Annotated in this window: 23 protein-coding genes; 14 read left to right on the forward strand and 9 right to left on the reverse strand. The window is 59.2% G+C overall.

All coding sequences use genetic code 11. The features are described from left to right. Window positions 1-765: an amino acid ABC transporter ATP-binding protein gene (locus ACIQU2_RS25310; protein WP_129441418.1), complete on the forward strand. Its 765-nt coding sequence runs from the start codon at window positions 1-3 to the stop codon at window positions 763-765. A 64-nt stretch (window positions 766-829) separates the two neighbouring features. Here ACIQU2_RS25310 and ACIQU2_RS25315 read toward each other — a convergent pair whose 3' ends face one another. Then, entirely contained in the window at window positions 830-1,318 is a 489-nt protein-coding gene (locus ACIQU2_RS25315; protein ID WP_403144776.1) for a type II toxin-antitoxin system MqsA family antitoxin, read from the reverse strand. After that, window positions 1,315-1,626, reverse strand: coding sequence for a type II toxin-antitoxin system MqsR family toxin (locus ACIQU2_RS25320; protein ID WP_134418944.1), 312 nt, complete (start codon window positions 1,624-1,626; stop codon window positions 1,315-1,317). Before ACIQU2_RS25320 ends, ACIQU2_RS25315 begins: the two co-directional genes overlap by 4 nt. 165 nt (window positions 1,627-1,791) lie before the next feature. On the opposite strand from ACIQU2_RS25320, the gene ACIQU2_RS25325 reads away from it, so the two are divergent. From ACIQU2_RS25325 to ACIQU2_RS25345, 5 genes are all read left to right on the forward strand, one after another. Next, the gene (locus ACIQU2_RS25325) at window positions 1,792-2,451 is read left to right on the forward strand and encodes a FadR/GntR family transcriptional regulator (protein ID WP_403144780.1); all 660 of its coding nucleotides are present in this window, start codon (window positions 1,792-1,794) and stop codon (window positions 2,449-2,451) included. Next, a complete protein-coding gene (locus ACIQU2_RS25330; protein ID WP_403144781.1) occupies window positions 2,441-3,757 on the forward strand; it encodes a CynX/NimT family MFS transporter in 1,317 nt (438 codons plus the stop codon). Before ACIQU2_RS25325 ends, ACIQU2_RS25330 begins: the two co-directional genes overlap by 11 nt. Window positions 3,758-3,881: 124 nt before the next feature. Next, window positions 3,882-4,352: a nuclear transport factor 2 family protein gene (locus ACIQU2_RS25335; RefSeq protein ID WP_403144783.1), complete on the forward strand. Its 471-nt coding sequence runs from the start codon at window positions 3,882-3,884 to the stop codon at window positions 4,350-4,352. 40 nt (window positions 4,353-4,392) lie between these two features. Continuing rightward, window positions 4,393-4,704, forward strand: coding sequence for a GIY-YIG nuclease family protein (locus ACIQU2_RS25340; RefSeq protein ID WP_403144785.1), 312 nt, complete (start codon window positions 4,393-4,395; stop codon window positions 4,702-4,704). Between the two features lie 88 nt (window positions 4,705-4,792). Next, a complete protein-coding gene (locus ACIQU2_RS25345; protein WP_403144788.1) occupies window positions 4,793-5,728 on the forward strand; it encodes a glutathione S-transferase family protein in 936 nt (311 codons plus the stop codon). A 120-nt stretch (window positions 5,729-5,848) separates the two neighbouring features. On the opposite strand, the gene ACIQU2_RS25350 is transcribed toward ACIQU2_RS25345, so the two are convergent. Next, window positions 5,849-6,199, reverse strand: a complete 351-nt coding sequence (locus tag ACIQU2_RS25350; protein WP_403144790.1) for a glutaredoxin family protein — start codon at window positions 6,197-6,199, stop codon at window positions 5,849-5,851. Beyond that, a complete protein-coding gene (yejK, locus tag ACIQU2_RS25355; protein WP_403144793.1) occupies window positions 6,199-7,203 on the reverse strand; it encodes a nucleoid-associated protein YejK in 1,005 nt (334 codons plus the stop codon). Before yejK ends, ACIQU2_RS25350 begins: the two co-directional genes overlap by 1 nt. A 395-nt stretch (window positions 7,204-7,598) precedes the next feature. Between yejK and ACIQU2_RS25360 the strand changes: the two genes are divergently transcribed. Next, on the forward strand, window positions 7,599-7,880 hold the full coding sequence (locus ACIQU2_RS25360) for an HU family DNA-binding protein (RefSeq protein WP_007905514.1): 282 nt from the start codon (window positions 7,599-7,601) through the stop codon (window positions 7,878-7,880). 103 nt (window positions 7,881-7,983) lie between these two features. On the opposite strand, the gene rlmF is transcribed toward ACIQU2_RS25360, so the two are convergent. The 5 genes from rlmF to ACIQU2_RS25385 form a co-directional block, all read right to left on the reverse strand. Beyond that, complete coding sequence (gene rlmF, locus ACIQU2_RS25365) at window positions 7,984-9,006, reverse strand: 23S rRNA (adenine(1618)-N(6))-methyltransferase RlmF (protein ID WP_403144796.1); 1,023 nt, start codon at window positions 9,004-9,006, stop codon at window positions 7,984-7,986. Window positions 9,007-9,273: 267 nt separating this feature from the next. Next, window positions 9,274-12,120 (reverse strand): valine--tRNA ligase, encoded by a 2,847-nt coding sequence (locus ACIQU2_RS25370; RefSeq protein ID WP_347803214.1) that lies wholly within the window; start codon window positions 12,118-12,120, stop codon window positions 9,274-9,276. A gap of 215 nt (window positions 12,121-12,335) precedes the next feature. Next, window positions 12,336-12,731, reverse strand: coding sequence for a DNA polymerase III subunit chi (locus tag ACIQU2_RS25375; RefSeq protein WP_403144799.1), 396 nt, complete (start codon window positions 12,729-12,731; stop codon window positions 12,336-12,338). Window positions 12,732-12,739: 8 nt separating this feature from the next. After that, window positions 12,740-13,168, reverse strand: a complete 429-nt coding sequence (locus ACIQU2_RS25380) for a DNA polymerase III subunit chi (protein ID WP_046048214.1) — start codon at window positions 13,166-13,168, stop codon at window positions 12,740-12,742. Window positions 13,169-13,228: 60 nt separating this feature from the next. Next, the gene (locus ACIQU2_RS25385) at window positions 13,229-14,719 is read right to left on the reverse strand and encodes a leucyl aminopeptidase (RefSeq protein WP_403144802.1); all 1,491 of its coding nucleotides are present in this window, start codon (window positions 14,717-14,719) and stop codon (window positions 13,229-13,231) included. A gap of 306 nt (window positions 14,720-15,025) precedes the next feature. Here ACIQU2_RS25385 and lptF point away from each other — a divergent pair, with 306 nt between their 5' ends. From lptF to recO, 7 genes are all read left to right on the forward strand, one after another. Next, window positions 15,026-16,144: an LPS export ABC transporter permease LptF gene (gene lptF, locus ACIQU2_RS25390; RefSeq protein WP_347803217.1), complete on the forward strand. Its 1,119-nt coding sequence runs from the start codon at window positions 15,026-15,028 to the stop codon at window positions 16,142-16,144. Then, complete coding sequence (gene lptG, locus ACIQU2_RS25395; protein WP_347803218.1) at window positions 16,137-17,198, forward strand: LPS export ABC transporter permease LptG; 1,062 nt, start codon at window positions 16,137-16,139, stop codon at window positions 17,196-17,198. Before lptF ends, lptG begins: the two co-directional genes overlap by 8 nt. A gap of 171 nt (window positions 17,199-17,369) precedes the next feature. Beyond that, window positions 17,370-19,169, forward strand: coding sequence for a translation elongation factor 4 (gene lepA / locus ACIQU2_RS25400; protein ID WP_008151572.1), 1,800 nt, complete (start codon window positions 17,370-17,372; stop codon window positions 19,167-19,169). Between the two features lie 5 nt (window positions 19,170-19,174). After that, window positions 19,175-20,029, forward strand: a complete 855-nt coding sequence (gene lepB / locus ACIQU2_RS25405; RefSeq protein WP_403144806.1) for a signal peptidase I — start codon at window positions 19,175-19,177, stop codon at window positions 20,027-20,029. Window positions 20,030-20,213: 184 nt separating this feature from the next. Beyond that, entirely contained in the window at window positions 20,214-20,903 is a 690-nt protein-coding gene (rnc, locus tag ACIQU2_RS25410; RefSeq protein WP_010463056.1) for a ribonuclease III, read from the forward strand. Then, the gene (era, locus tag ACIQU2_RS25415) at window positions 20,896-21,798 is read left to right on the forward strand and encodes a GTPase Era (RefSeq protein ID WP_008151577.1); all 903 of its coding nucleotides are present in this window, start codon (window positions 20,896-20,898) and stop codon (window positions 21,796-21,798) included. Before rnc ends, era begins: the two co-directional genes overlap by 8 nt. Before the next feature lie 172 nt (window positions 21,799-21,970). Next, window positions 21,971-22,660: a DNA repair protein RecO gene (gene recO, locus ACIQU2_RS25420; RefSeq protein ID WP_283189055.1), complete on the forward strand. Its 690-nt coding sequence runs from the start codon at window positions 21,971-21,973 to the stop codon at window positions 22,658-22,660. Window positions 22,661-22,831: the final 171 nt, after the last annotated feature.

Below are 22,831 nucleotides of genomic sequence, written 5' to 3' on the forward strand. Positions count from 1 at the left end.
ATGAGTGAAGCGATCAAACAGCCTGTGAGCCCTGAAGGCATTATTCAGATGCAGGGCGTGAACAAGTGGTACGGCCAGTTCCACGTGTTGAAAGACATCAACCTGAACGTTAAACAGGGCGAGCGTATCGTCCTGTGCGGCCCGTCGGGTTCCGGCAAGTCCACCACCATTCGTTGCCTCAACCGTCTGGAAGAACACCAGCAGGGCCGCATCGTGGTCGATGGTGTGGAGCTGACCAACGACCTCAAGCAGATCGAATCGGTCCGCCGTGAAGTCGGCATGGTGTTCCAGCACTTCAACTTGTTCCCGCACCTGACCATCCTGCAGAACTGCACGCTGGCGCCGATGTGGGTGCGCAAGATGCCCAAGCGCCAGGCCGAAGAAATCGCCATGCATTACCTGGAACGCGTCCGCATTCCGGAGCAGGCGCATAAATTCCCGGGGCAACTGTCCGGCGGTCAGCAACAGCGTGTGGCGATTGCTCGTGCCTTGTGCATGAAACCGAAAATCATGCTGTTCGATGAACCGACCTCGGCGCTCGACCCGGAAATGGTGAAAGAGGTTTTGGACACCATGATCGGTCTGGCTGAAGACGGCATGACCATGCTTTGCGTAACCCACGAAATGGGCTTCGCCCGCACCGTGGCCAACCGTGTGATCTTCATGGACAAGGGCGAAATCGTCGAACAGGCCGCGCCGAACGACTTCTTCGATAATCCGCAGAATGAGCGTACCAAGCTGTTCTTGAGCCAGATTCTGCATTGATCCTGCGCAGGCGTTGAAATGAACCCGGACTTGATCCGGGTTTATTTTTGTCTGGGGTTTGAGGTCAGGAGGTTAGTGCCGCTTCCAGTTCCGGATGGCGGGCGGCCAATAGTTGTTTAAGGGCGGCACCTTCGTTCAACACCTGAATTTCCGCCAGTAAATAGGGATGACGATCCAACAGCTGCATCAGTGTGAGTAACGGTTTTGGCGCAGGCAGCTCTCCACGCTCATATCGCGAAAAGGCATTGTTCCCACCGCCGGACAGCAACTTCACTGCGTTTTTTTGCGTGAGGTGGAGTTTGCGGCGGATACGCTTGATCTCCGAGCCGATCAGTTGCAGGCAGTCCTGAAGCAATTGATCGCTGGCATCTGCATAACGCTCGGCGCTGTCGGTGTCATGATCGAATTCGATTTCACCGCAAACTCTGCATTCCCAACCCGCAAGCTCGTCAACAAGTCGCGACATCTGTTTGTAATTGACTGAGAGTGTGCGGCCTTCGAAGTGCCCCATCCCATCGTGTGTGCCACAGTTGACGCATTGCTGCGTTCTCATAGGTCTTTCTCCTTGAAGGAGACTACTGGATGTCCACCGCCGGGGCGGTAAGACACTTTTATGTAAATCTCCAATCCGTGAAATGTTGTGTGATAAACGTCCTGCCAAACCCGGTGGTCGACATAGGTGGTCATGGATTTGAAAAGCATTCGGCGTTCCAGTGCACAGATCACCTCGATCATTTGCCGGACGTTGAAACCCATGTAGCTGCCCGATTCCACAGCCCGTCGGGTGAATGCCTTTCTACCCAGCCTGACCACCTCAGCCTTGATCACCGCCAAGTCGTAATGGGGTGTGCTCTTTTCCATAAGAATCCAAAACCCTGTCCCTGAAATTACCCTTAAAGGGTAATTTTGACTAATCGAAAATCCCGCTTCATTCCCTCTCTCTGACCGTAGGCGGTTGCCGTCCTACGCATAGCTGACTAACATGTCAGAAAATTCATCCTATGATTGGATGAAAGGGCGAATCCTATGTCAGACATTTTTCCGATAGTTAAACGGTCCCTGGTCGACCAGGCACTGGACCAGTTACGCCTGCGCATCACCGAAGGCGTCTGGACGGTCGGCCAGCGTTTACCCACCGAACCTGAGCTGTCCGCCGAGCTGGGCATCAGCCGCAATACCGTGCGTGAAGCCATGCGCGTATTGGCGTTTTCCGGGTTGATCGAAATCCGTCAGGGCGACGGCAGCTATCTGCGGGCGGTGGTCGATCCGCTCGATACCATGAAAGCGTTGTCTCGCTGCTCCCATGAACAGGCCCGGGAAACCCGGCATATTCTGGAAGTCGAAGCCATCGGTCTCGCCGCGTTGCGCCGTACCGATGAAGACCTGGTGGCATTGCGCGAGGCGTTGGGCGTCAGCGGCAGTCACTATCACGGCGATCTCGACACGTATATCGCCTGCGATCTGGTGTTCCACCGGCGTTTGGTGGACGCCGCGCATAACCCGACGCTCAGCGAGCTGTACCGCTATTTCTCCAGCGTCGTCGGTGCGCAATTGCGCGAAACCCTGAACATTTCCCCCCGACGCCAAGAGGTGTTCGACCTCCATATCGAATTGCTTGATGCCGTCGAGCAACGCGACCCGGAACGGGCCAAAGCCCTGTCGAGGCAGTTGATCAATGAACCTTGAAACCGAGAACCCCATGTCCAGCCAGCAGGTCAACAAAAGCAGCATCCCCCAAGCCAAGCGCACGGCGGAGCTCGAAGAGCTGCTGATCGACGCCGAGGCGGATGACGAACAGGTCCAGCAAAGTCACCCGATCCTGCGGCGGCCGTGGCTGCTGTTGCTGGGCCTGATTCTGGTGGCGCTGAACCTGCGCCCGGCGCTGTCGAGCATGGCGCCGATGCTCAGCGAGATCTCGAAGACCCTCGGTTTGTCGTCAGCTCAGGCCGGTTTGCTGACGACGTTGCCGGTGCTGTGCCTCGGCTTGTTTGCACCGCTGGCGCCCGTGCTGGCACGACGTTTCGGCGCCGAACGGGTGGTATTGGGGATTCTTTTGATGTTGGCCGGCGGGATCATCCTGCGCAGTTCGTTCGGCACAATCGGCCTGTTTGCCGGCAGCGTGCTGGCCGGTGCGAGCATCGGTGTGATCGGCGTTTTGTTGCCGGGCATCGTCAAGCGCGACTTCGCTAAACACGCCGGGACCATGACCGGCGTCTACACCATGGCGCTGTGTCTGGGCGCGGCGATGGCGGCGGGCGCGACCGTGCCGTTGAGCGAGCATTTCGACAAGAGCTGGGCGCTGGGCCTCGGCTTCTGGGTGGTGCCGGCATTGGTCGCGGCGATTTTCTGGTTGCCGCAAGTCGGTCAGAAACACGGCGCGCACAACGTCGCCTACCGGGTTCGCGGTCTGTTGGGTGATCCGCTGGCCTGGCAAGTGACGCTCTACATGGGCCTGCAATCTTCTCTGGCCTACATCGTGTTCGGCTGGTTGCCGTCGATCCTGATCGGTCGCGGCCTGACGCCGACCCAGGCGGGTCTGGTGCTGTCAGGCTCGGTCATCGTTCAGTTGGCGAGTTCACTGGCGGCGCCATGGCTGGCGACGCGTGGCAAGGATCAGCGTCTGGCGATCGTCATCGTCATGCTGCTGACCCTTGGCGGCCTGTTCGGTTGTCTTTACGCACCGATCGAAGGCTTGTGGGGCTGGGCGATCCTGCTGGGTCTTGGGCAGGGCGGTACGTTCAGTCTGGCGTTGACCCTGATCGTGCTGCGTTCGCGGGACGCCCATGTCGCAGCGAATCTGTCGAGCATGGCCCAAGGCTTCGGTTACACCCTGGCGTCCATGGGGCCGTTCGCGGTCGGCATCGTGCATGACTGGACCGGCGGCTGGAATGCTTTGGGCTGGATATTCGGCATCATCGGCCTCGGGGCGATCATCGCCGGCCTCGGCGCCGGACGTTCGCTGTACGTCCAGGTCGAAAGCGAAAAGATCTGACACCCGCACACTGTCGGTATTCTGCTCACGAATGCCGATAGTGTTTCGCGCCTTTGTTGACTATCGTGCAGGCAATCTTTTGAAACCACTTTGCACATCTATTTGCACATCAGGGAGCCTGCCCATGAGTGAAGCCCACAACGCATTGATCACCCAGTTTTACCAAGCCTTCCAGCGGCTGGATGCCGAGGCCATGAGTGCCTGCTATACCGACGACGTGGTGTTCAATGATCCAGCATTCGGCGAGCTGCGTGGCCGCGATGCCGGCGACATGTGGCGCATGCTCACCACCCGGGCCAAGGACTTTTCCCTGACGTTCGATAACGTGCGCAGCGATGAGCGCACGGGTGGCGCCCATTGGGTGGCAACGTACCTGTTCAGCCAGACCGGCAACACGGTGGTCAACGACATTCAGGCGCGTTTTGTTTTTCGCGACGGTAAGATTTGCGAGCATCACGACAGCTTCGATCTGTGGGCCTGGTCCCGACAGGCGCTGGGTTTCAAGGGGCTGTTGTTGGGCTGGACGCCGGCGGTGAGAAACGCCGTGCGCGCGCAAGCCTTGAAGGGGCTGAAGGCATTCCAGGCCAGTCGCTGATAAGATCGCGGCTTGTTTTCTTTCAAGCCTTGATCGTCACGTGAACACCCTCAGCGAAATCTCCGTCGATGCCGATACGCCGGTGAGCAAACCCTGGTTCGTCTACCTCGTTCGCGCGGCCAATGGTTCGCTCTATTGCGGGATCAGCGACGATCCCGTGCGCCGCTTCGCCACCCACCAGAGCGGCAAGGGTGCGCGCTTTTTTCTCTCCAGCCCTGCCGTGGCATTGGTTTACACCGAAGCCTGCCGCGATAAAAGCGAAGCGCTGCGTCAGGAACGGCTGATCAAAAAACTCAAGAAAAGCGCCAAGGAATGCCTGGTGGCGAGCGCCGCTGCGGGCTTATCAATCTGACTGATAAGTGCCCATCAGGGAGATGGGTGGGCTGCTCAGGGAATGCGCGCTAAGCTGCGGATTCCCAATCCGTGCGGCGGAGCCGAGCATGTCAGAGTTGATTCTTCATCATTACCCGACGTCCCCTTTTTCTGAAAAGGCCCGCTTGCTGCTGGGTTTCAAGGGGCTGTCCTGGCGCTCGGTGAAGATCTCGCCGGTGATGCCCAAACCCGATCTGACCGCGCTGACCGGCGGCTACCGCAAGACGCCGGTATTGCAGATTGGCGCGGATATCTATTGCGACACGTCGCTGATCGCCCGTTGTCTTGAACAGGAAAAAGCCTTGCCGGCGTTCTTCCCGGAAGGTCAGGAAATGATCGCCGCGACCTTCGCCGCGTGGGCGGATTCGGTGGTGTTCCAGCACGCGGTCAGCCTGGTGTTTCAGCCGGAATCGGTGGCCGTGCGCTTTGGCGCATTACCGCCAGAAGCGATCAAGGCATTCATGGCCGATCGCGCCGGGCTGTTCAGTGGAGGCAGCGCTACACGTTTGTCCGCAGAGCAGGCCAAGCATCAATGGCCGACGATCATGGGACGTCTGGAGCAGCAGCTTCAGCGCGAACAGGGCGACTTCCTGTTCGGCGAGCCGTCGATTGCCGACTTTGCCCTGGCCCATCCGCTGTGGTTCCTCAAAGCCACACCGGTAACTTCACCGTTGGTTGATGCCTATCCCGCGGTCAGCGCATGGTTCGGGCGCGTGATGGGCTTCGGTCATGGCGCGTTCAGCGAGATGACGTCCGAGGAGGCGCTGGAGGCTGCGCGCAATGCCACACCGGCCGCATTGCCGGATGAGCAATTCGACGAGCCGAATGGTTTTGAGGTTGGCCAGCAGGTAGTCATTGCCGCCATCGATTACGGCGTTGACCCGGTGGCGGGTGAGTTGCTGTTTGCGGGCAGTGAAGAATTGATTCTGCGTCGTGAAGACGAGCGGGGCGGCGTGGTGCATGTGCACTTTCCGCGGTTCGGGTTCCGCATCGAGGCCCGTTGATCTTCCGGTAATACTCTGGCGAGAGGGATATTGCCAAGATCGCAGCCTTCGGCAGCTCCTACAGTGGATCGGTGTACACCTGTAGGAGCTGCCGAAGGCTGCGATCTTTTGATCTTCAGGTCATTTCAACGCGGCGAGGATCTCATCCGGGTCATACCCGCGAATCAGCGTCCCATTCACATCGATCAGCGGTATCCCGCGTCCACCCAGCGCCTCGTAGGCCTTGCGCGCCTCGGCATCCTTCTCGATATCGAACTCCTTGTACGCAATTCCCTTCTGATCGAGAAAACGCCGGGTCAGTTTGCAGTAGCCACACCATTCAGTGGCGTAGAGCACGACGTTGGCCTTGGCCTGAGTCTGCTCGGACACCACCTGCGCCGGATGGAACACCCGCTCGATCTTGCCCCAGTTCTGGTAGACCACGACCACCAGCAGGATCAGCAGGCATTTCTTCAGTACGCCGCCGAGCATCAGATACGTCGCTTGAGCTGATCGGTGAGTTGGGTCGGCAGACCTTTGATGATCAGCGTGCCGGCTTCTTCGTCGTATTCGATCTTCGAGCCCAGCAGGTGCGCTTCGAAGCTGATGGACAGGCCTTCGGCGCGACCGGTGAAGCGGCGGAACTGGTTGAGGGTACGTTTATCTGCCGGAATCTCCGGCGACAGGCCGTAGTCCTTGTTGCGGATGTGGTCGTAGAAGGCTTTCGGGCGCTCTTCGTCGATCAGCTCCGAGAGTTCTTCCAGGCCCATGGGCTCACCGAGTTTGGCCTGGCTGCTGGCGTAATCCACCAGGGTTTTGGTCTTCTCGCGGGCGGACTCTTCCGGCAGGTCTTCGCTTTCGACGAAGTCACTGAAGGCTTTGAGCAGGGTGCGGGTTTCGCCCGGGCCGTCGACGCCTTCCTGGCAGCCAATGAAGTCGCGGAAATACTCCGAAACCTTTTTGCCGTTCTTGCCTTTGATGAACGAAATGTACTGCCTGGACTGCTTGTTGTTCTGCCACTCGGAAACGTTGATCCGCGCCGCGAGGTGCAGTTGGCCCAGGTCCAGGTGCCGGGACGGGGTCACGTCCAGTTGATCGGTCACTGCAACGCCTTCACTGTGGTGTAGCAGGGCGATCGCCAGGTAGTCGGTCATGCCTTGCTGATAATGCGCAAACAGCACGTGGCCGCCCACTGAGAGGTTCGACTCTTCCATCAGCTTTTGCAGATGTTCCACCGCCACCCGGCTGAACGCTGTGAAATCCTTGCCGCCATCGAGGTATTCCTTCAGCCAGCCGCTGAACGGATGCGCCCCGGACTCGGCATGGAAGAAACCCCAGGCCTTGCCTTGTTTGGCGTTGTAGCTCTCATTGAGGTCGGCAAGCATGTACTCGATGGCGCTCGACTCGGCCAGTTCGGAATCGCGAGCGTGGAGAACTGCGGGCGGGCCGTCGGGTTTTTTGTCGATCAGGTGGACGATGCAATGGCGGATCGGCATGGGCTTCTCGGCTGATTGAAGAGAGGAGGGCGTGCTCCCCGAAAAAGCGCTCAGTGTACCGCAACCACTGGTTTTGGCGCGGTACGAAGGGCAATTCGCAGGTGTCCGATGGCGCTTATGCTGTTTTTTACAGTTTTAGAGCAATAAAGCTGACCAAATGGGTAGCTAGAGGCGGATATTTCCCCGTCTCTGTGCTAGTTTTGCCCGGTCTTACGCGAAGTCACTGCGTTAAGCGTGCATTCAGCATTTGTCAGGTCGAACCAAACCCTGATTTCGGTATCTATAACCCCGACTCGTCGCGGTTATGGCCGGGGGTGCCAGATCCAGAAGATCGGGCTCGATGGCTGACACTGCACTCTGCAATCCATATGAATTTGATAGGGAAGGAACACTACATGGCTCTTACTAAAGACCAACTGATCGCCGACATCGCTGAAGCTATCGACGCGCCAAAAACCACCGCGCGTAACGCTCTGGACCAACTGGGCCAAATCGTTGCCGATCAGCTGGAAAACGGCGGCGAAATCACTCTGCCAGGTATCGGCAAACTGAAAGTGACTGAGCGTCCTGCCCGTACCGGCCGCAACCCTTCGACTGGCGCTGCCATCGAAATCGCTGCCAAGAAAGTTATCAAGCTGGTTGTGGCCAAAGGCCTGACCGACGCTGTTAACAAGTAAGACGCAGTAAAAAAAAGCCGTGCTCCGGAGTGATCCGGGCGCGGCTTTTTTGTGTCTGCGATTCAGCGACTGACCCAGGGCCAATCGCTGTCTCAGTGACTAATCAGCTCTTGCGAGCCCAGCGTTCGCGCCAGACCTGCTGCTCGGATTTGGTCTGGAAGGTCCAGGCGACGAAACGGCTTTGCTTCTGCCCCTGAGACATTTCCACGACTTGGCTTTCCAGTACGCCGGCCTTTTTCAGCGCCGTCTGGATCGCCGGCAGGTTGGAGGCTTTCGAGACCAGGGTGCTGAACCAGAGCACTTTGTGTTGGAAATGCGCGCTTTCGGCGATCAGTTGCGTCACAAACCGTGCTTCACCACCTTCACACCACAGTTCGGCCGATTGACCGCCAAAGTTCAGCACCGGCAGTTTGCGTTTTGGATCAGCACGGCCCAGCGCGCGCCATTTACGCTCGCTGCCCTTGGTCGCTTCGTCCATCGAGGCGTGGAACGGCGGGTTGCACATAGTCAGGTCAAAGCGTTCGCCGGGTTCGAGCAGGCCCAGCAGAATGTGCTTGGGATTGCTTTGTTGGCGCAACTGGATGGCTTTGTTCAGCCCATTGGACTGCACGATGGCTTTGGCGGCGGCCACGGCCGTCGGGTCGATTTCCGAGCCGAGGAAGTGCCAGCGGTAGTCGCTGTAGCCAATCAACGGATAGACGCAGTTGGCGCCCATGCCGATATCGAGCACCTTGACTGGCGCGCCGCGAGGGATCTCGCCGTCGTTGACGCTGGCCAGCAGGTCAGCCAGGAAGTGCACGTAATCGGCACGGCCCGGAACCGGTGGGCAGAGGTAGTCGGCCGGGATGTCCCAATGGGCGACGCCGTAGAACGACTTGAGCAACGCACGGTTGAACACCCGCACAGCGTCCGGGCTGGCGAAGTCGATGCTTTCTTTGCCGTACGGGTTGATGATCACGAACTTCGCCAGTTCCGGCGTGGTTTTGATCAGCGCCGGGAAGTCGTAACGACCCTGATGGCGGTTACGCGGATGCAGGCTGGCCTTCTCGCGGGGCTCCACGGCTTTGGCCGGGGTCGTGGAATCAGGCTTTTTGCGCGCAGGTCTTGGTGTGCGGGGGGCGTTCATGGGCGTGGTCGATTCGGGTATGGCTAAAAGTGGCGGGTATTGTCCCACATCCAGCCGTTGTGAACGCAATTGTGACAAACACCGCCATCCCCCCTGTGGGAGCGAGCTTGCTCGCGATAGCGGACTGTCAGCCAACGTCGATGTTGAATATTATGACCTCATCGCGAGCAAGCTCGCTCCCACAGGGGGGTGGGGTGTTTGGGAGAAAGCGTCGGGCATAAAAAAGGGAGGCCGTTTCGGGCCTCCCGTTTTCATTGCGATTTGCCGTTACAGGCTGGCAATCCGCGCATGCTGCTCGGCCAACTTGCCCAAAGCCTGCTCTGCTTCAGCCAGTTTGGCGCGTTCCTTGTCGATGACTTCGGCCGGGGCCTTGTCGACGAAACCGGCGTTAGACAGCTTGCCGCCAACCCGCTGAACTTCGCCCTGCAGACGCAGGATCTCCTTGTCCAGACGCGCCAGCTCAGCATCTTTGTCGATCAGGCCAGCCATCGGCACCAGCACTTCCATCTCGCCAACCAGAGCGGTGGCGGACAGCGGTGCTTCTTCGCCAGCAGCCAACACGGTGATCGATTCGAGGCGAGCCAGCTTCTTCAGCAGGGCTTCGTTCTCGGTGAGACGACGCTGATCTTCGGCGCTGACGTTTTTGAGGAACAGGTTCAACGGCTTGCCTGGACCGATGTTCATTTCGCCACGGATGTTACGCGTGCCGAGCATCAGGCCTTTGAGCCATTCGATGTCGTTCTCGGCGGCCGGATCGATGCGCTCTTCATTGGCCACTGGCCACGGTTGCAGCATGATCGTCTTGCCTTCGATACCGGCCAGCGGCGCGATGCGCTGCCAGATTTCTTCGGTGATGAACGGCATGAACGGGTGCGCCAGACGCAGGGCAACTTCCAGCACCCGAACCAGGGTGCGGCGGGTACCGCGCTGACGTTCGACCGGCGCGTTTTCGTCCCACAGCACAGGCTTGGAGAGTTCCAGGTACCAGTCGCAATACTGGTTCCAGATGAACTCGTACAAGGCTTGTGCGGCCAGGTCGAAGCGGAACTGGTCGAGCTGACGGGTCACTTCGGCTTCGGTGCGTTGCAACTGCGAGATGATCCAGCGATCCGCCAGCGACAGCTCGTAAGCTTCGCCGTTCTGACCGCAGTCTTCACCCTTGTCCAGCACGTAGCGCGCGGCGTTCCAGATCTTGTTGCAGAAGTTGCGATAGCCCTCGACGCGGCCCATGTCGAACTTGATGTCGCGACCGGTGGAGGCCAGCGAGCAGAAGGTGAAACGCAGGGCGTCAGTGCCATAGCTGGCGATACCGTCGGCGAACTCGTCGCGGGTCTGCTTCTCGATCTTCTTCGCCAGTTTCGGCTGCATCATGCCGGAGGTGCGTTTTTGCACCAGGTCTTCGAGCTCGATGCCGTCGATGATGTCCAGCGGGTCCAGGACGTTGCCCTTGGACTTGGACATCTTCTGGCCCTGGCCATCACGCACCAAGCCGTGAACATAAACAGTCTTGAACGGAACCTGCGGTGTGCCGTCTTCGTTCTTCACCAAGTGCATGGTGAGCATGATCATCCGGGCAACCCAGAAGAAAATGATGTCGAAACCGGTCACCAACACGTCGGTGGAGTGGAATTTCTTCAGGAATTCGGTCTGCTCAGGCCAGCCGAGCGTGGAGAATGTCCACAGACCGGAACTGAACCAGGTGTCGAGAACGTCGTTGTCCTGTTGCAGCGCCACGTCCGGGCCGAGGTTGTGCTTGGCACGTACTTCGGCTTCGTCGCGACCGACATAGACCTTGCCCGATTCGTCGTACCAGGCCGGAATCCGGTGGCCCCACCACAGCTGACGGCTGATGCACCAGTCCTGGATGTCGCGCATCCACGAGAAGTACATGTTTTCGTATTGTTTCGGCACGAAGGCGATGCGGCCGTCTTCAACAGCAGCGATGGCTGGCTCAGCCAAAGGCTTGGTCGACACGTACCACTGGTCGGTCAGCCACGGCTCGATGATGGTGCCGGAGCGGTCGCCTTTCGGCACTTTCAGCGCGTGGTCGTTGATGCTGACCAAGAGGCCGGCAGCATCGAAGGCAGCAACGATCTGCTTGCGCGCTTCGAAGCGATCCAGACCGGCGTATTCGGCCGGGATCTTGCCGTCGATGCTTTCGTTCAGCGTGCCATCGAGGTTGAACACCTGGCAGGCCGGTAGTACGGCGGCGTTCTTGTCGAAGATGTTCAGCAGCGGCAGGTTATGGCGCTTGCCGACTTCGTAGTCGTTGAAATCGTGGGCCGGGGTGATTTTCACGCAGCCGGTGCCGAATTCAGGATCGCAGTAATCGTCGGCGATGATCGGAATACGGCGGCCGACCAGCGGCAGCTCGACAAATTTGCCGATCAGGGCTTGGTAGCGTTCATCGTTCGGGTTAACCGCAACGGCGGAGTCGCCGAGCATGGTTTCCGGGCGAGTGGTCGCGACGATCAGGTAATCGTTGCCTTCAGCGGTCTTGGCGCCATCGGCCAGTGGGTATTTCAGGTTCCACAGGAAACCTTTCTCGTCGTGGTTTTCCACTTCGAGGTCGGAAATCGCCGTGTGCAACTTGGTGTCCCAGTTGACCAGGCGCTTGCCGCGGTAGATCAGGCCGTCTTCGTGCAGGCGCACAAAGGCTTCTTTAACGGCTTCCGAGAGGCCGTCGTCCATGGTGAAGCGCTCGCGGCCCCAGTCCACGGACGAGCCGAGACGGCGGATCTGACGGCTGATGTTGCCGCCGGACTGATCCTTCCATTCCCAGACTTTCTCGAGGAATTTTTCGCGGCCCAGGTCGTGACGACTCTGGCCCTGAGCTTCGAGTTGACGCTCCACCAGCATTTGCGTGGCGATACCGGCGTGGTCGGTACCCGGCTGCCACAGGGTGTTGCGACCCTGCATGCGGCGAAAACGGATCAGGGCGTCCATGATCGCGTTGTTGAAGCCGTGACCCATGTGCAGGCTGCCGGTGACGTTCGGCGGCGGGATCATGATGGTGTAGGACTCGCCCGCGCCTTGCGGGGCGAAGTAATTCTCTGACTCCCAGGTGTTGTACCAGGAAGTTTCAATGGCGTGCGGCTGGTAGGTCTTATCCATGCGCGGCGGGACCCTATTGGCATTTATTCAGGAAAAGCCGGCAAGTATAGCGGGGCATGGGGCGTAGGGCGAGCAGGTGCAGACCGGGCGCTTGATCAATTACAGCGCAGATCAAATGTGGGAGCGAGCCTGCTCGCGATGCAGGCGCCGCGGCCTATCAGGAAACAGAGGTGATGCTATCGCGAGCAGGCTCGCTCCCACAGGGGATTGGTGTTTTATTCGTACTGACTCAACAACCGTTCCATCCGCGCGCTGAGACGGCGTTTGATTTCGGTTTCGATGTGCGGGGCGAAGTCGTCGATCACGTCTTGCATGATCAATTGCGCGGCGGCGCGCAGTTCGCCATCCAGGTGCAGCAGGTCGTCGGGGCTCTTGCTGGCGGCGGGCGCCGGTTGGGCGGCAGGGGCTGCAGGGGCGGGTGGTGCCGGCTCGAGGGTAGGCGGGCTGACGCCGACTGTATCGAACAGCATCGGAATCTGTTCCTGATCACCTTCCTCGACCGTGTCGGTGAGCAAAGGAGGTTGCAGGTTGTCATCGCCGAGCAATTGACGGATCGACTCAAGGTCATCCAGCAGGTGCGCGGACTTTTGCTGCGGTTTTGGAGTGTCCATCGGAATGCTCAGAGTCGCTGTAAACGGTGATCTTGCAGAGGATAGCCCTGTTCGCGGTAGAAACGGAAACTCTCCCGCGCAGCCGTACGAATCGTCGGATCTTCCACCACCACTTCCGCCACGCGGGCGAACTTGTTGGCGAATGCCGGGACTTTCAGGGCGAGATTGACCAACAGGTCCTGATGCGGACCGCAGTCATCGCCAAGGCCCAACACAATCAAACCGTCCGGCTCATTTTCAGCTGGGCCGTGGGGCACGAAGCTTTCGCCCTTGAAGGCCCACAAACGCGCATCGAGATCATCACGCTGGGCAGCATCGCTGCAATGCAGATAGATACGGTGGCCCATGCGCCAGGCTTTTTCGGTGAGCTTGCAGGCAAAATCCAGCCGTGCCGAAGGATCGGCGCTGGGCAGAATATAGAAGTCGACTTTGGTCATTGCGGTTCCTGAGCCTTGAACGGCGTCACCGGAAAGTGACGCCGCCCAGGTTCATCGGTTTCAGGCTTTTGCGCGGTCCAGCAGGTATTGGGTCAGCAATGGAACCGGACGGCCAGTGGCGCCCTTGTCCTTGCCGCCGCTGGTCCAGGCCGTGCCGGCGATGTCCAGGTGCGCCCAGTTGAGGTTCTTGGTGAAGCGCGACAGGAAGCAGGCCGCGGTGATGGTGCCGGCTTTCGGGCCGCCAATGTTGGCGATGTCGGCGAACGGGCTGTCCAGCTGTTCCTGGTACTCATCGAACAACGGCAGTTGCCAGGCGCGATCGTCAGCCGATTGGCCGGCGCTCAGCAGTTGGCTGATCAGCTCGTCGTTGTTGCCCAGCAGGCCCGACGTGTGGGAACCCAGCGCGACGACGCAAGCGCCGGTCAGGGTGGCGATGTCGATCACCGCTTGTGGCTTGAAGCGCTCGGAGTAGGTCAGGGCGTCGCACAGCACCAGCCGGCCTTCGGCGTCGGTGTTGAGGATTTCCACGGTCTGGCCGCTCATGGTGGTGACGATGTCGCCAGGACGCGAAGCGTTGCCGCTCGGCATGTTCTCGGCGCAGGCCAGGATGCACACCAGGTTGATCGGCAGTTTCAGCTCGAGCACGGCACGCAGGGTGCCGAACACGCTGGCGGCGCCGCCCATGTCGTACTTCATTTCATCCATGCCGGCGCCCGGCTTCAGGCTGATGCCGCCAGTGTCAAAGGTGATGCCTTTACCGACCAGTGCATACGGCTTCTCGGATTTTTTGCCGCCGTTGTATTGCATGACGATCAGGCGCGGTGGCTGGGCGCTGCCCTGGCCCACGGCGTAGAACGAGCCCATGCCCAGGTCCTTGATCTTCTTCTCATCGAGGACTTCGACTTTCAGGCTTTTGAATTCTTTGCCCAGGTTCTTCGCCTGCTCACCGAGGAACGTCGGGTGGCAGATGTTCGGCGGCAGGTTACCCAGGTCGCGGGTGAACGCCATGCCGTTGGCGATAGCGGTGGCGTGGGCCACGGCGCGCTCGACTTCAGCCTGTGCGGCCTTGATGGTCACCAAAGTGACTTTCTTCAGGGTGCGAGGTTCGGCTTTCTGGCTCTTGAACTGGTCGAACGTGTATTCGCCGTCCACCAGGGTTTCGGCCAGCAGGCGGGTCTTGCCGTAGCTGTCGCGGCCTTTTACCGCGACTTCGTCCAGGGCCAGCACCGCATCGCTGCCGCCCAGGCCTTTAAGGGTGTTGAGGATGCCGGCAATGATCTTACGGAACGTGCGGTCGCCCAGCTCTTCGTCTTTGCCCACGCCCACCAGCAGCACGCGTTCGGCCTTGAGGTTCGGCAGGCTGTGCAGCAACAGGCTCTGACCGACTTTGCCAGCCAGGTCGCCGCGCTTGAGCACAGCGCTGATGGCGCCACCGCTCAGTTCGTCGAGTTGTTTGGCGACGGCGCCGAGCTTGCGTCCTTCGCCGACGGCGACCACCAGAGTGGCGGTTTTCAACGTTTCTGGGCTAACGCTTTTTACAACCAGTTCCATGTCCGGGTCCCTGAATTAATGGTCAACACGCAAGAGCTCGACGGCATGCATTCGAGCTTGCTTATAAATAGAAAGACGCAGGTCACGGCCCGCGACAAAGGCCGCAGTTTGAACCTCGTGCCCCGAGCCTGACAACCCTCGGTCGTACGATCTTCAGCGCTTTACCCGCCTGCTTGAGCATGCGCAGTGACAGGCGCACCCAATCACAGGATAATGCGCCAACTTTTTCGGCGGCTCTGCCCTGCGGGCCGTCTGATACGTTTGCTTGTTTGGCCGCCTTAGCCTGACAACCCTGGAGTGTCTGGTTTGATCGTCTTCCGCTACCTATCCCGCGAAGTCCTGTTGACCTTGAGCGCCGTCAGCGCCGTGCTGCTGGTCATCATCATGAGCGGTCGCTTCATCAAATACCTCGCCCAGGCGGCCTCTGGCCTCCTGGATCCGGGCTCGCTATTCCTGATCATGGGCTTTCGTCTGCCGGGTTTCCTGCAGTTGATTTTGCCTTTGGGCCTGTTTCTCGGAATCCTGCTGGCCTACGGTCGCCTGTACCTTGAAAGCGAAATGACGGTGCTGTCGGCCACCGGCATGAGCCAGCAGCGTCTGTTTGCCATGACCCTTTTTCCAGCCACCCTGGTCGCGCTGGTGGTGGCGTGGCTGAGCCTGAGCCTGGCGCCACAAGGCGCTAATCAGTTCCAGTTGCTGTTGAACAAGCAGGATGCCCTGACCGAGTTCGACACCCTCGAGCCGGGTCGCTTCCAGGCGCTGCGCGACGGAACACGGGTGACCTACACCGAAACGCTATCGGATGATCGCATCAACCTCGGTGGCGTATTCATTTCGCAAAAGAACGTCTCGTCCGATAAGAAGGATCGCGGGATTTCCGTGCTGGTGGCCGAGAAGGGCCGTCAGGAAATTCGCCCCGACGGTAACCGTTACCTGATTCTCGACAACGGCTATCGCTATGACGGCAATCCGGGGCAGGCCGATTACCGGGCGATCAAGTACCAGGAATACGGCGTATTGCTGCCCAAGCCGGACGTCAGCGACGAAGTGACCGACCGTGACGCAATGACCACCGGCTCGTTGCTGGGCAGTGACGACATCCGTTCGCGTACCGAGCTGCAATGGCGTTTGTCCTTGCCATTGCTGGTCTTCATCGTGACCTTGATGGCGGTGCCGTTGTCGCGGGTCAATCCGCGTCAGGGCCGTTTCCTCAAGCTGTTGCCGGCGATTCTTCTATATATGGCTTACCTGTCCATCCTGATTGCCGCTCGCGGCGCCCTTGAAAAGGGCAAAATCCCGCCAGCTCTGGGGTTGTGGTGGGTGCATGCAATCTTCCTGGCCATCGGCCTGGGCTTGCTCTATTGGGAACCGTTGCAGTTGAAGCTGGCGAGTCGCCGCAGCGCGCTGGAGGTGGCTCGTGGATAAGCTCGATCGCTACATTGGTAGCAGCGTGTTCGTGGCGATTCTGGCGGTACTGGGGATCATTCTCGGTCTGGCGACGCTGTTTGCGTTCATCGACGAGATGGGGGATGCCAGCGATACCTACACCCTGGTCGACGTGTTGAGTTATGTCCTGCTGACCGCGCCGCGTCGTCTTTACGACATGTTGCCGATGGCGGCGCTGATCGGTTGCCTGATCGGCCTCGGCAGTCTCGCCAGTCACAGCGAGCTGACCATCATGCGCGCTGCGGGCGTGTCGATCGGGCGAATCGTCTGGGCGGTCATGAAGCCGATGCTGATCCTGATGGTGGTGGGTGTGCTGATCGGCGAATACGTTGCCCCAGCCACCGAAGTCACCGCTCAGGCCAATCGCTCCCTGGCTCAGGGTGGCGGCGATGCGCAAAGCGCCAAGCATGGTTTGTGGCATCGCCAGGGTGATGAGTTTATTCACGTCAACTCGGTGCAGCCCAACGGTCTGCTGTACGGCGTCACCCGTTATCGTTTCGACAATGAGCGTCACATGCTGTCTTCCAGCTTCGCCAAACGGGCGAAGTTCGATCAGGATCACTGGCAATTGAGCGACGTCACCACCACGCTGTTCCATGAAAAGAGCACCGAAGTGGTCACCGCCCCGGTCGAGCGTTGGAATGTCGCCTTGAGTCCGCAGCTGTTGAGTACGGTGGTCATGTCGCCTGATACGCTGTCGATCAGCGGTCTGTGGGGTTACATCCACTACCTGGCTGACCAGGGCCTGAGCAATGGTCGTTACTGGCTGGCATTTTGGGTCAAGGTGTTGCAACCGCTGGTCACCGCCGCCCTGGTACTGATGGCGATTTCCTTCATCTTCGGGCCGCTACGCTCAGTGACCCTTGGTCAGCGAGTGTTCACTGGCGTGCTGGTGGGCTTCACCTTTCGCATCGTTCAGGATTTGCTCGGTCCTTCGAGCCTGGTCTTCGGTTTCTCGCCACTGTTTGCGGTGCTTGTTCCGGCGGGTGTCTGTGCCTTGGCCGGGGTCTGGTTGTTGCGCCGGGCCGGCTGATCAAGGGTTTCTCGTGACGTTGCTGGTCACTCAAAACGCCCCTGTCGCAAGACCGCGGCGTTTTTGTAGGCGCCGTCTGACCTGCGAACGTGACGCTTGCGCCATGGATCAGGTACAATTCCCGGCTATTTTTCGGCGGGCTATGCCTGCAGCCTTTTTGAGTGTTGATCCGTGAGTGATTTGAGTCATATCCGCAATTTCTCCATCATCGCCCACATTGACCATGGCAAGTCGACGCTGGCCGATCGCTTCATCCAGATGTGTGGCGGCCTTGCCGAGCGCGAAATGGAAGCCCAGGTTCTGGACTCCATGGACCTGGAACGTGAACGCGGGATCACCATCAAGGCCCACAGCGTCACCCTGTATTACACCGCTCGCGATGGCATCAAGTACCAGCTGAACTTCATTGACACCCCGGGCCACGTCGACTTCACCTATGAAGTCAGCCGGTCGCTGGCGGCCTGTGAAGGCGCGTTGCTGGTGGTCGATGCCGGTCAGGGCGTTGAAGCGCAGTCGGTAGCCAACTGCTACACCGCGATTGAGCAGGGCCTGGAAGTGATGCCGGTCCTGAACAAGATCGACCTGCCTCAGGCCGATCCTGACCGCGTGAAAGAAGAAATCGAAAAAATCATTGGCATCGATGCCACCGACGCGGTCGAGTGCAGCGCCAAGACTGGTCTGGGCGTCGACGAAGTGCTGGAGCGTCTGGTCAAGACCATTCCTGCGCCGACCGGCAACTATGAAGATCCGCTGCAAGCGTTGATCATCGACTCCTGGTTCGACAACTACCTGGGCGTTGTTTCCCTGGTTCGCGTACGCCACGGTCGTGTGAAGAAGGGCGACAAGATCCTGGTCAAGTCCACCGGCAAGATCCACCTCGTGGACAGCGTCGGTGTCTTCAACCCGAAACACACCGCCACCGTTGACCTGAAGGCCGGCGAAGTGGGCTTCATCATCGCCGGCATCAAGGACATTCACGGTGCACCGGTCGGTGACACCCTGACCTTGAGCTCCACGCCGGACGTCGACGTGCTGCCAGGCTTCAAACGCATTCAGCCGCAGGTTTACGCCGGCCTGTTCCCGGTCAGCTCCGACGACTTCGAAGATTTCCGTGAAGCCCTGCAAAAGCTCACGCTCAACGACTCGTCCCTGCAGTACACCCCGGAAAGCTCCGATGCCCTGGGCTTCGGTTTCCGTTGCGGGTTCCTCGGCATGCTGCACATGGAAATCATCCAGGAGCGCCTGGAGCGCGAGTACGACCTGGACCTGATCACCACGGCGCCGACGGTAATTTTCGAGCTGCTGCTGAAAACCGGTGAAACGATTTACGTCGACAACCCGTCGAAGCTGCCAGACCTGTCCTCGATCGAAGACATGCGCGAACCGATCGTGCGGGCCAATATTCTTGTGCCGCAAGAGCACCTGGGCAATGTCATTACCCTGTGCATCGAGAAGCGTGGCGTACAGCACGACATGCTGTTCCTCGGTACCCAGGTTCAAGTGACCTACGATTTGCCGATGAACGAAGTGGTCCTGGACTTCTTCGACCGTCTGAAATCCACCAGCCGTGGCTATGCTTCGCTGGATTACCATTTCGATCGTTATCAATCGGCTAATCTGGTGAAACTGGATGTGCTGATCAACGGTGACAAGGTCGACGCCCTCGCGTTGATCGTGCACAAGGATAACGCGCACTACAAAGGTCGCCAGTTGACCGAGAAGATGAAAGAACTGATTCCACGTCAGATGTTCGACGTCGCAATCCAGGCCGCCATTGGCGGGCAGATTATTGCGCGGACCTCTGTCAAGGCGCTCAGAAAGAACGTATTGGCCAAATGCTACGGCGGTGACGTTAGCCGTAAGAAGAAACTGCTTGAGAAGCAAAAGGCCGGTAAGAAACGCATGAAGCAAGTCGGCAACGTGGAAATTCCACAAGAAGCCTTCCTTGCAGTGCTCAGGTTGGATAGTTAGGTCCTATGTCACTAAATTTCCCGCTGTTGCTGGTCATCGCCGTGTTCGTCTGCGGCCTGTTGGCGTTGCTCGATCTGGTTTTCCTGGCGCCGCGTCGGCGTGCCGCCATTTCCTCCTATCAGGGCAGCGTCAGCCAGCCTGATGGAGTGGTGGTCGAGAAACTGAACAAAGAGCCGCTGCTGGTCGAATACGGCAAGTCGTTCTTCCCGGTGTTGTTCATCGTGCTGGTACTGCGTTCGTTCCTGGTGGAGCCGTTCCAGATTCCTTCCGGCTCGATGAAACCGACCCTGGACGTTGGCGACTTCATTCTGGTGAACAAGTTTTCTTATGGGATCCGCTTGCCGGTGATCGACAAGAAGGTCATCGAAGTCGGTGATCCACAGCGCGGCGATGTGATGGTGTTCCGCTTCCCGAGCGATCCGAACGTCAACTACATTAAACGTGTGGTGGGCCTGCCGGGTGACCAGATTCGTTACACCGCCGACAAGCGTCTGTTCGTCAACGGTGAGTCGATTGCCGAACAACTGGTCGGCTCCGAGCCGGGCACGTTGGGCAGCGCTGAGCTCTACAAGGAAAAACTCGGCGTCGCCGAGCACCTGATCCGCAAGGAAATGAGCCGTTACCGCGCAACGCCGGACCGTTCGTGGACCGTGCCTGCCGGGCACTATTTCATGATGGGCGACAACCGCGACAACTCGAACGACAGTCGCTACTGGGATGATCCGAGCATTCCCAAGGATCTGCTGGGCATGGTTCCCGACAAGAATATCGTCGGCAAGGCCTTCGCAGTCTGGATGAGCTGGCCGGAACCCAAACTCAGTCACCTGCCGAATTTCTCGCGGGTTGGCCTGATCAAGTAATCACACACGGCGCTGTTGAACACAGCGCCGAATGCATTTCTGGAACCGGCATAATCGGCGACAGAAGCATGAAAACAACGATATTCAGGACGTTATTTTTGAACACAGCGTTAATTGTCCCAAGCCTGCGCCGCATCACGGCGATGGCGGTGGAATCCAACCACGAACTCAGCGTGGGTAAACCGTGAGCGTCTCCTTAAGCCGTCTCGAGCGTCAGCTCGGCTACACCTTCAAGGATCAGGAACTGATGGTCCTGGCCCTGACTCACCGCAGCTTTGCCGGGCGTAACAACGAACGCCTGGAATTCCTCGGTGATGCCATCCTCAACTTCGTTGCTGGCGAGGCGCTGTTCGATCGCTTCCCGCTGGCTCGCGAAGGCCAGTTGTCGCGACTGCGCGCACGCCTGGTGAAAGGCGAGACCCTGGCCGTACTGGCTCGCGGTTTCGATCTGGGCGAATACCTGCGCCTGGGTTCCGGTGAATTGAAAAGCGGCGGTTTCCGTCGCGAGTCGATTTTGGCCGATGCCCTTGAAGCGCTGATCGGTGCGATCTACCTGGATGCCGGCATGGACATGGCGCGCGAGCGTGTGTTGGCCTGGCTGGCCGGTGAGTTCGAAGGCCTGACGCTGGTCGACACCAACAAAGATCCAAAAACCCGCCTGCAGGAATTCCTGCAGTCGCGTGGTTGTGAGCTGCCACGTTACGAAGTGGTGGATATCCAGGGTGAGCCACATTGCCGGACGTTCTTCGTCGAATGTGAAATCACCTTACTGAATGAAAAAAGCCGAGGTCAGGGTGTGAGTCGTCGTATTGCCGAACAGGTAGCGGCCGCCGCAGCACTGATTGCCCTGGGTGTGGAGAATGGCAATGACTGATTCAACTGCAACTCGCTGTGGCTATGTTGCCATCGTCGGCCGTCCCAACGTGGGCAAGTCCACGCTGCTGAACCACATACTGGGTCAGAAACTGGCGATCACCTCGCGCAAGCCTCAGACCACTCGCCACAACATGCTCGGCATCAAGACCGAAGGCGCCGTGCAGGCGATCTACGTCGACACCCCCGGCATGCACAAAGGTGGCGAGAAAGCCCTGAACCGCTACATGAACAAGACCGCTTCGGCGGCGTTGAAAGACGTCGACGTGGTGATCTTCGTAGTTGACCGCACCAAGTGGACCGACGAAGACCAGATGGTCCTCGAGCGCGTTCAATACGTGACCGGCCCGCTGATCGTGGCGCTGAACAAGACTGACCGCATCGAAGACAAAGCCGAGCTGATGCCGCACCTGACCTGGTTGCAGGAACAGTTGCCGAACGCGCAGATCATGCCGATCTCGGCCCAGCACGGGCATAACCTCGAAACGCTGGAGCGCGTGATTGCCGGTTACCTGCCGGAAAACGATCACTTCTTCCCGGAAGACCAGATCACCGACCGCAGCAGCCGCTTCCTCGCCGCTGAACTGGTACGCGAGAAAATCATGCGCCAGATGGGCGCCGAGCTGCCGTACCAGATCACCGTCGAAATCGAAGAGTTCAAGCAACAGGGCAAAACCCTGCACATCCATGCCTTGATCCTCGTCGAGCGCGACGGCCAGAAGAAAATCATCATTGGCGACAAGGGCGAGCGGATCAAACGCATTGGCACCGAGGCACGCAAGGACATGGAATTGCTGTTCGACTCCAAGATCATGCTCAACCTCTGGGTCAAGGTGAAAGGCGGCTGGTCCGACGACGAACGCGCCTTGCGTTCGCTGGGTTACGGCGACCTGTAACACCGGTTCCTGATACACCGAAGTACCCTGTGGGAGCGAGCTTGCTCGCGATAGCGGTCTGCCAGTCAACATCGATGTTGAATGTCATGCCCTCATCGCGAGCAAGCTCGCTCCCACATTGGTTTTGGGTGGTTTATAAATCTGTGCTGACTCATTGAGAACGCTGACTTCCATGTCCCAAACCCCACCCATCGGCCAACCCGCCTTCGTGCTCCACTCCCGCGCTTACCGCGAGAACAGCGCATTGGTGGATTTCCTTACGCCGCAAGGTCGGTTACGGGCGGTATTGCGCAGTGCTCGGGGCAAGGCCGGGACGTTGGCACGGCCGTTCGTGCCGCTGGAAGTGGAGTTCCGTGGGCGTGGTGAATTGAAGAACGTCGGTCGCATGGAAAGCGCTGGCGTCTCCACCTGGCTAAATGGTGAGGCGCTGTTCAGCGGTCTCTACCTCAATGAGCTGTTGATTCGGCTGTTGCCGTCCGAAGACCCGCATCCCGCTGTGTTTGACCACTACGCCGCGACCCTGCTTGCGCTTGCCGAAGGTCGTCCGCTGGAGCCTTTGTTGCGATCCTTCGAATGGCGGCTGCTGGATGACTTGGGTTACGGCTTTGCCCTGACTGCCGACATCCATGGCGATCCTATCGCGCCGGACGGTCTCTACCGTCTGCAAGTGGATGCGGGACTCGAACGGGTCTACCTGCTGCAACCCGGTCTGTTCAACGGCACCGAACTGTTGGCGATGGCCGATGCAGATTGGTCTGCCCCTGGCGCGCTATCGGCAGCCAAGCGATTGATGCGCCAGGCACTGGCCGTTCATCTGGGCGGTCGTCCCTTGGTGAGTCGCGAGTTGTTTCGCAAGCCATAGGGTCTGTTGATGCTTGGCAGCGGCCGCGCCGGGCGCCCACTTGGCGCAGGGCTGCGTTGCTCGGAACTTATTTGGAACAACCAAACTACTTTCCTCGCGCCTTGCCCTGCACCAAGTGGTCATCCGTCGCGGCCGCTGCCAAACATCAACAGACCCTATCTCCCCGTGTAT

It is taken from the genome of Pseudomonas sp. NPDC098740, from assembly GCF_044760065.1.
Classification (GTDB): Bacteria; Pseudomonadota; Gammaproteobacteria; order Pseudomonadales; family Pseudomonadaceae; genus Aquipseudomonas; species Aquipseudomonas rossensis.

What these genes read in the sequence shown, in the direction of transcription:
- ACIQU2_RS25325 (WP_403144780.1), top strand. Translation starts at nt 1,792, where the DNA reads ATGTCAGACATTTTTCCGATAGTTAAACGGTCCCTGGTCGACCAGGCA.
- lepB (WP_403144806.1), top strand. Translation starts at nt 19,175, where the DNA reads ATGTCACTAAATTTCCCGCTGTTGCTGGTCATCGCCGTGTTCGTCTGC.
- ACIQU2_RS25360 (WP_007905514.1), top strand. Translation starts at nt 7,599, where the DNA reads ATGGCTCTTACTAAAGACCAACTGATCGCCGACATCGCTGAAGCTATC.
- recO (WP_283189055.1), top strand. Translation starts at nt 21,971, where the DNA reads ATGTCCCAAACCCCACCCATCGGCCAACCCGCCTTCGTGCTCCACTCC.
- ACIQU2_RS25320 (WP_134418944.1), bottom strand. Translation starts at nt 1,626, where the DNA reads ATGGAAAAGAGCACACCCCATTACGACTTGGCGGTGATCAAGGCTGAG.
- yejK (WP_403144793.1), bottom strand. Translation starts at nt 7,203, where the DNA reads ATGCCGATCCGCCATTGCATCGTCCACCTGATCGACAAAAAACCCGAC.
- ACIQU2_RS25310 (WP_129441418.1), top strand. Translation starts at nt 1, where the DNA reads ATGAGTGAAGCGATCAAACAGCCTGTGAGCCCTGAAGGCATTATTCAG.
- ACIQU2_RS25345 (WP_403144788.1), top strand. Translation starts at nt 4,793, where the DNA reads ATGTCAGAGTTGATTCTTCATCATTACCCGACGTCCCCTTTTTCTGAA.
- ACIQU2_RS25370 (WP_347803214.1), bottom strand. Translation starts at nt 12,120, where the DNA reads ATGGATAAGACCTACCAGCCGCACGCCATTGAAACTTCCTGGTACAAC.
- ACIQU2_RS25315 (WP_403144776.1), bottom strand. Translation starts at nt 1,318, where the DNA reads ATGAGAACGCAGCAATGCGTCAACTGTGGCACACACGATGGGATGGGG.
- era (WP_008151577.1), top strand. Translation starts at nt 20,896, where the DNA reads ATGACTGATTCAACTGCAACTCGCTGTGGCTATGTTGCCATCGTCGGC.
- ACIQU2_RS25335 (WP_403144783.1), top strand. Translation starts at nt 3,882, where the DNA reads ATGAGTGAAGCCCACAACGCATTGATCACCCAGTTTTACCAAGCCTTC.
- ACIQU2_RS25380 (WP_046048214.1), bottom strand. Translation starts at nt 13,168, where the DNA reads ATGACCAAAGTCGACTTCTATATTCTGCCCAGCGCCGATCCTTCGGCA.
- ACIQU2_RS25330 (WP_403144781.1), top strand. Translation starts at nt 2,441, where the DNA reads ATGAACCTTGAAACCGAGAACCCCATGTCCAGCCAGCAGGTCAACAAA.
- ACIQU2_RS25350 (WP_403144790.1), bottom strand. Translation starts at nt 6,199, where the DNA reads ATGCTCGGCGGCGTACTGAAGAAATGCCTGCTGATCCTGCTGGTGGTC.
- rlmF (WP_403144796.1), bottom strand. Translation starts at nt 9,006, where the DNA reads ATGAACGCCCCCCGCACACCAAGACCTGCGCGCAAAAAGCCTGATTCC.
- ACIQU2_RS25375 (WP_403144799.1), bottom strand. Translation starts at nt 12,731, where the DNA reads ATGGACACTCCAAAACCGCAGCAAAAGTCCGCGCACCTGCTGGATGAC.
- ACIQU2_RS25385 (WP_403144802.1), bottom strand. Translation starts at nt 14,719, where the DNA reads ATGGAACTGGTTGTAAAAAGCGTTAGCCCAGAAACGTTGAAAACCGCC.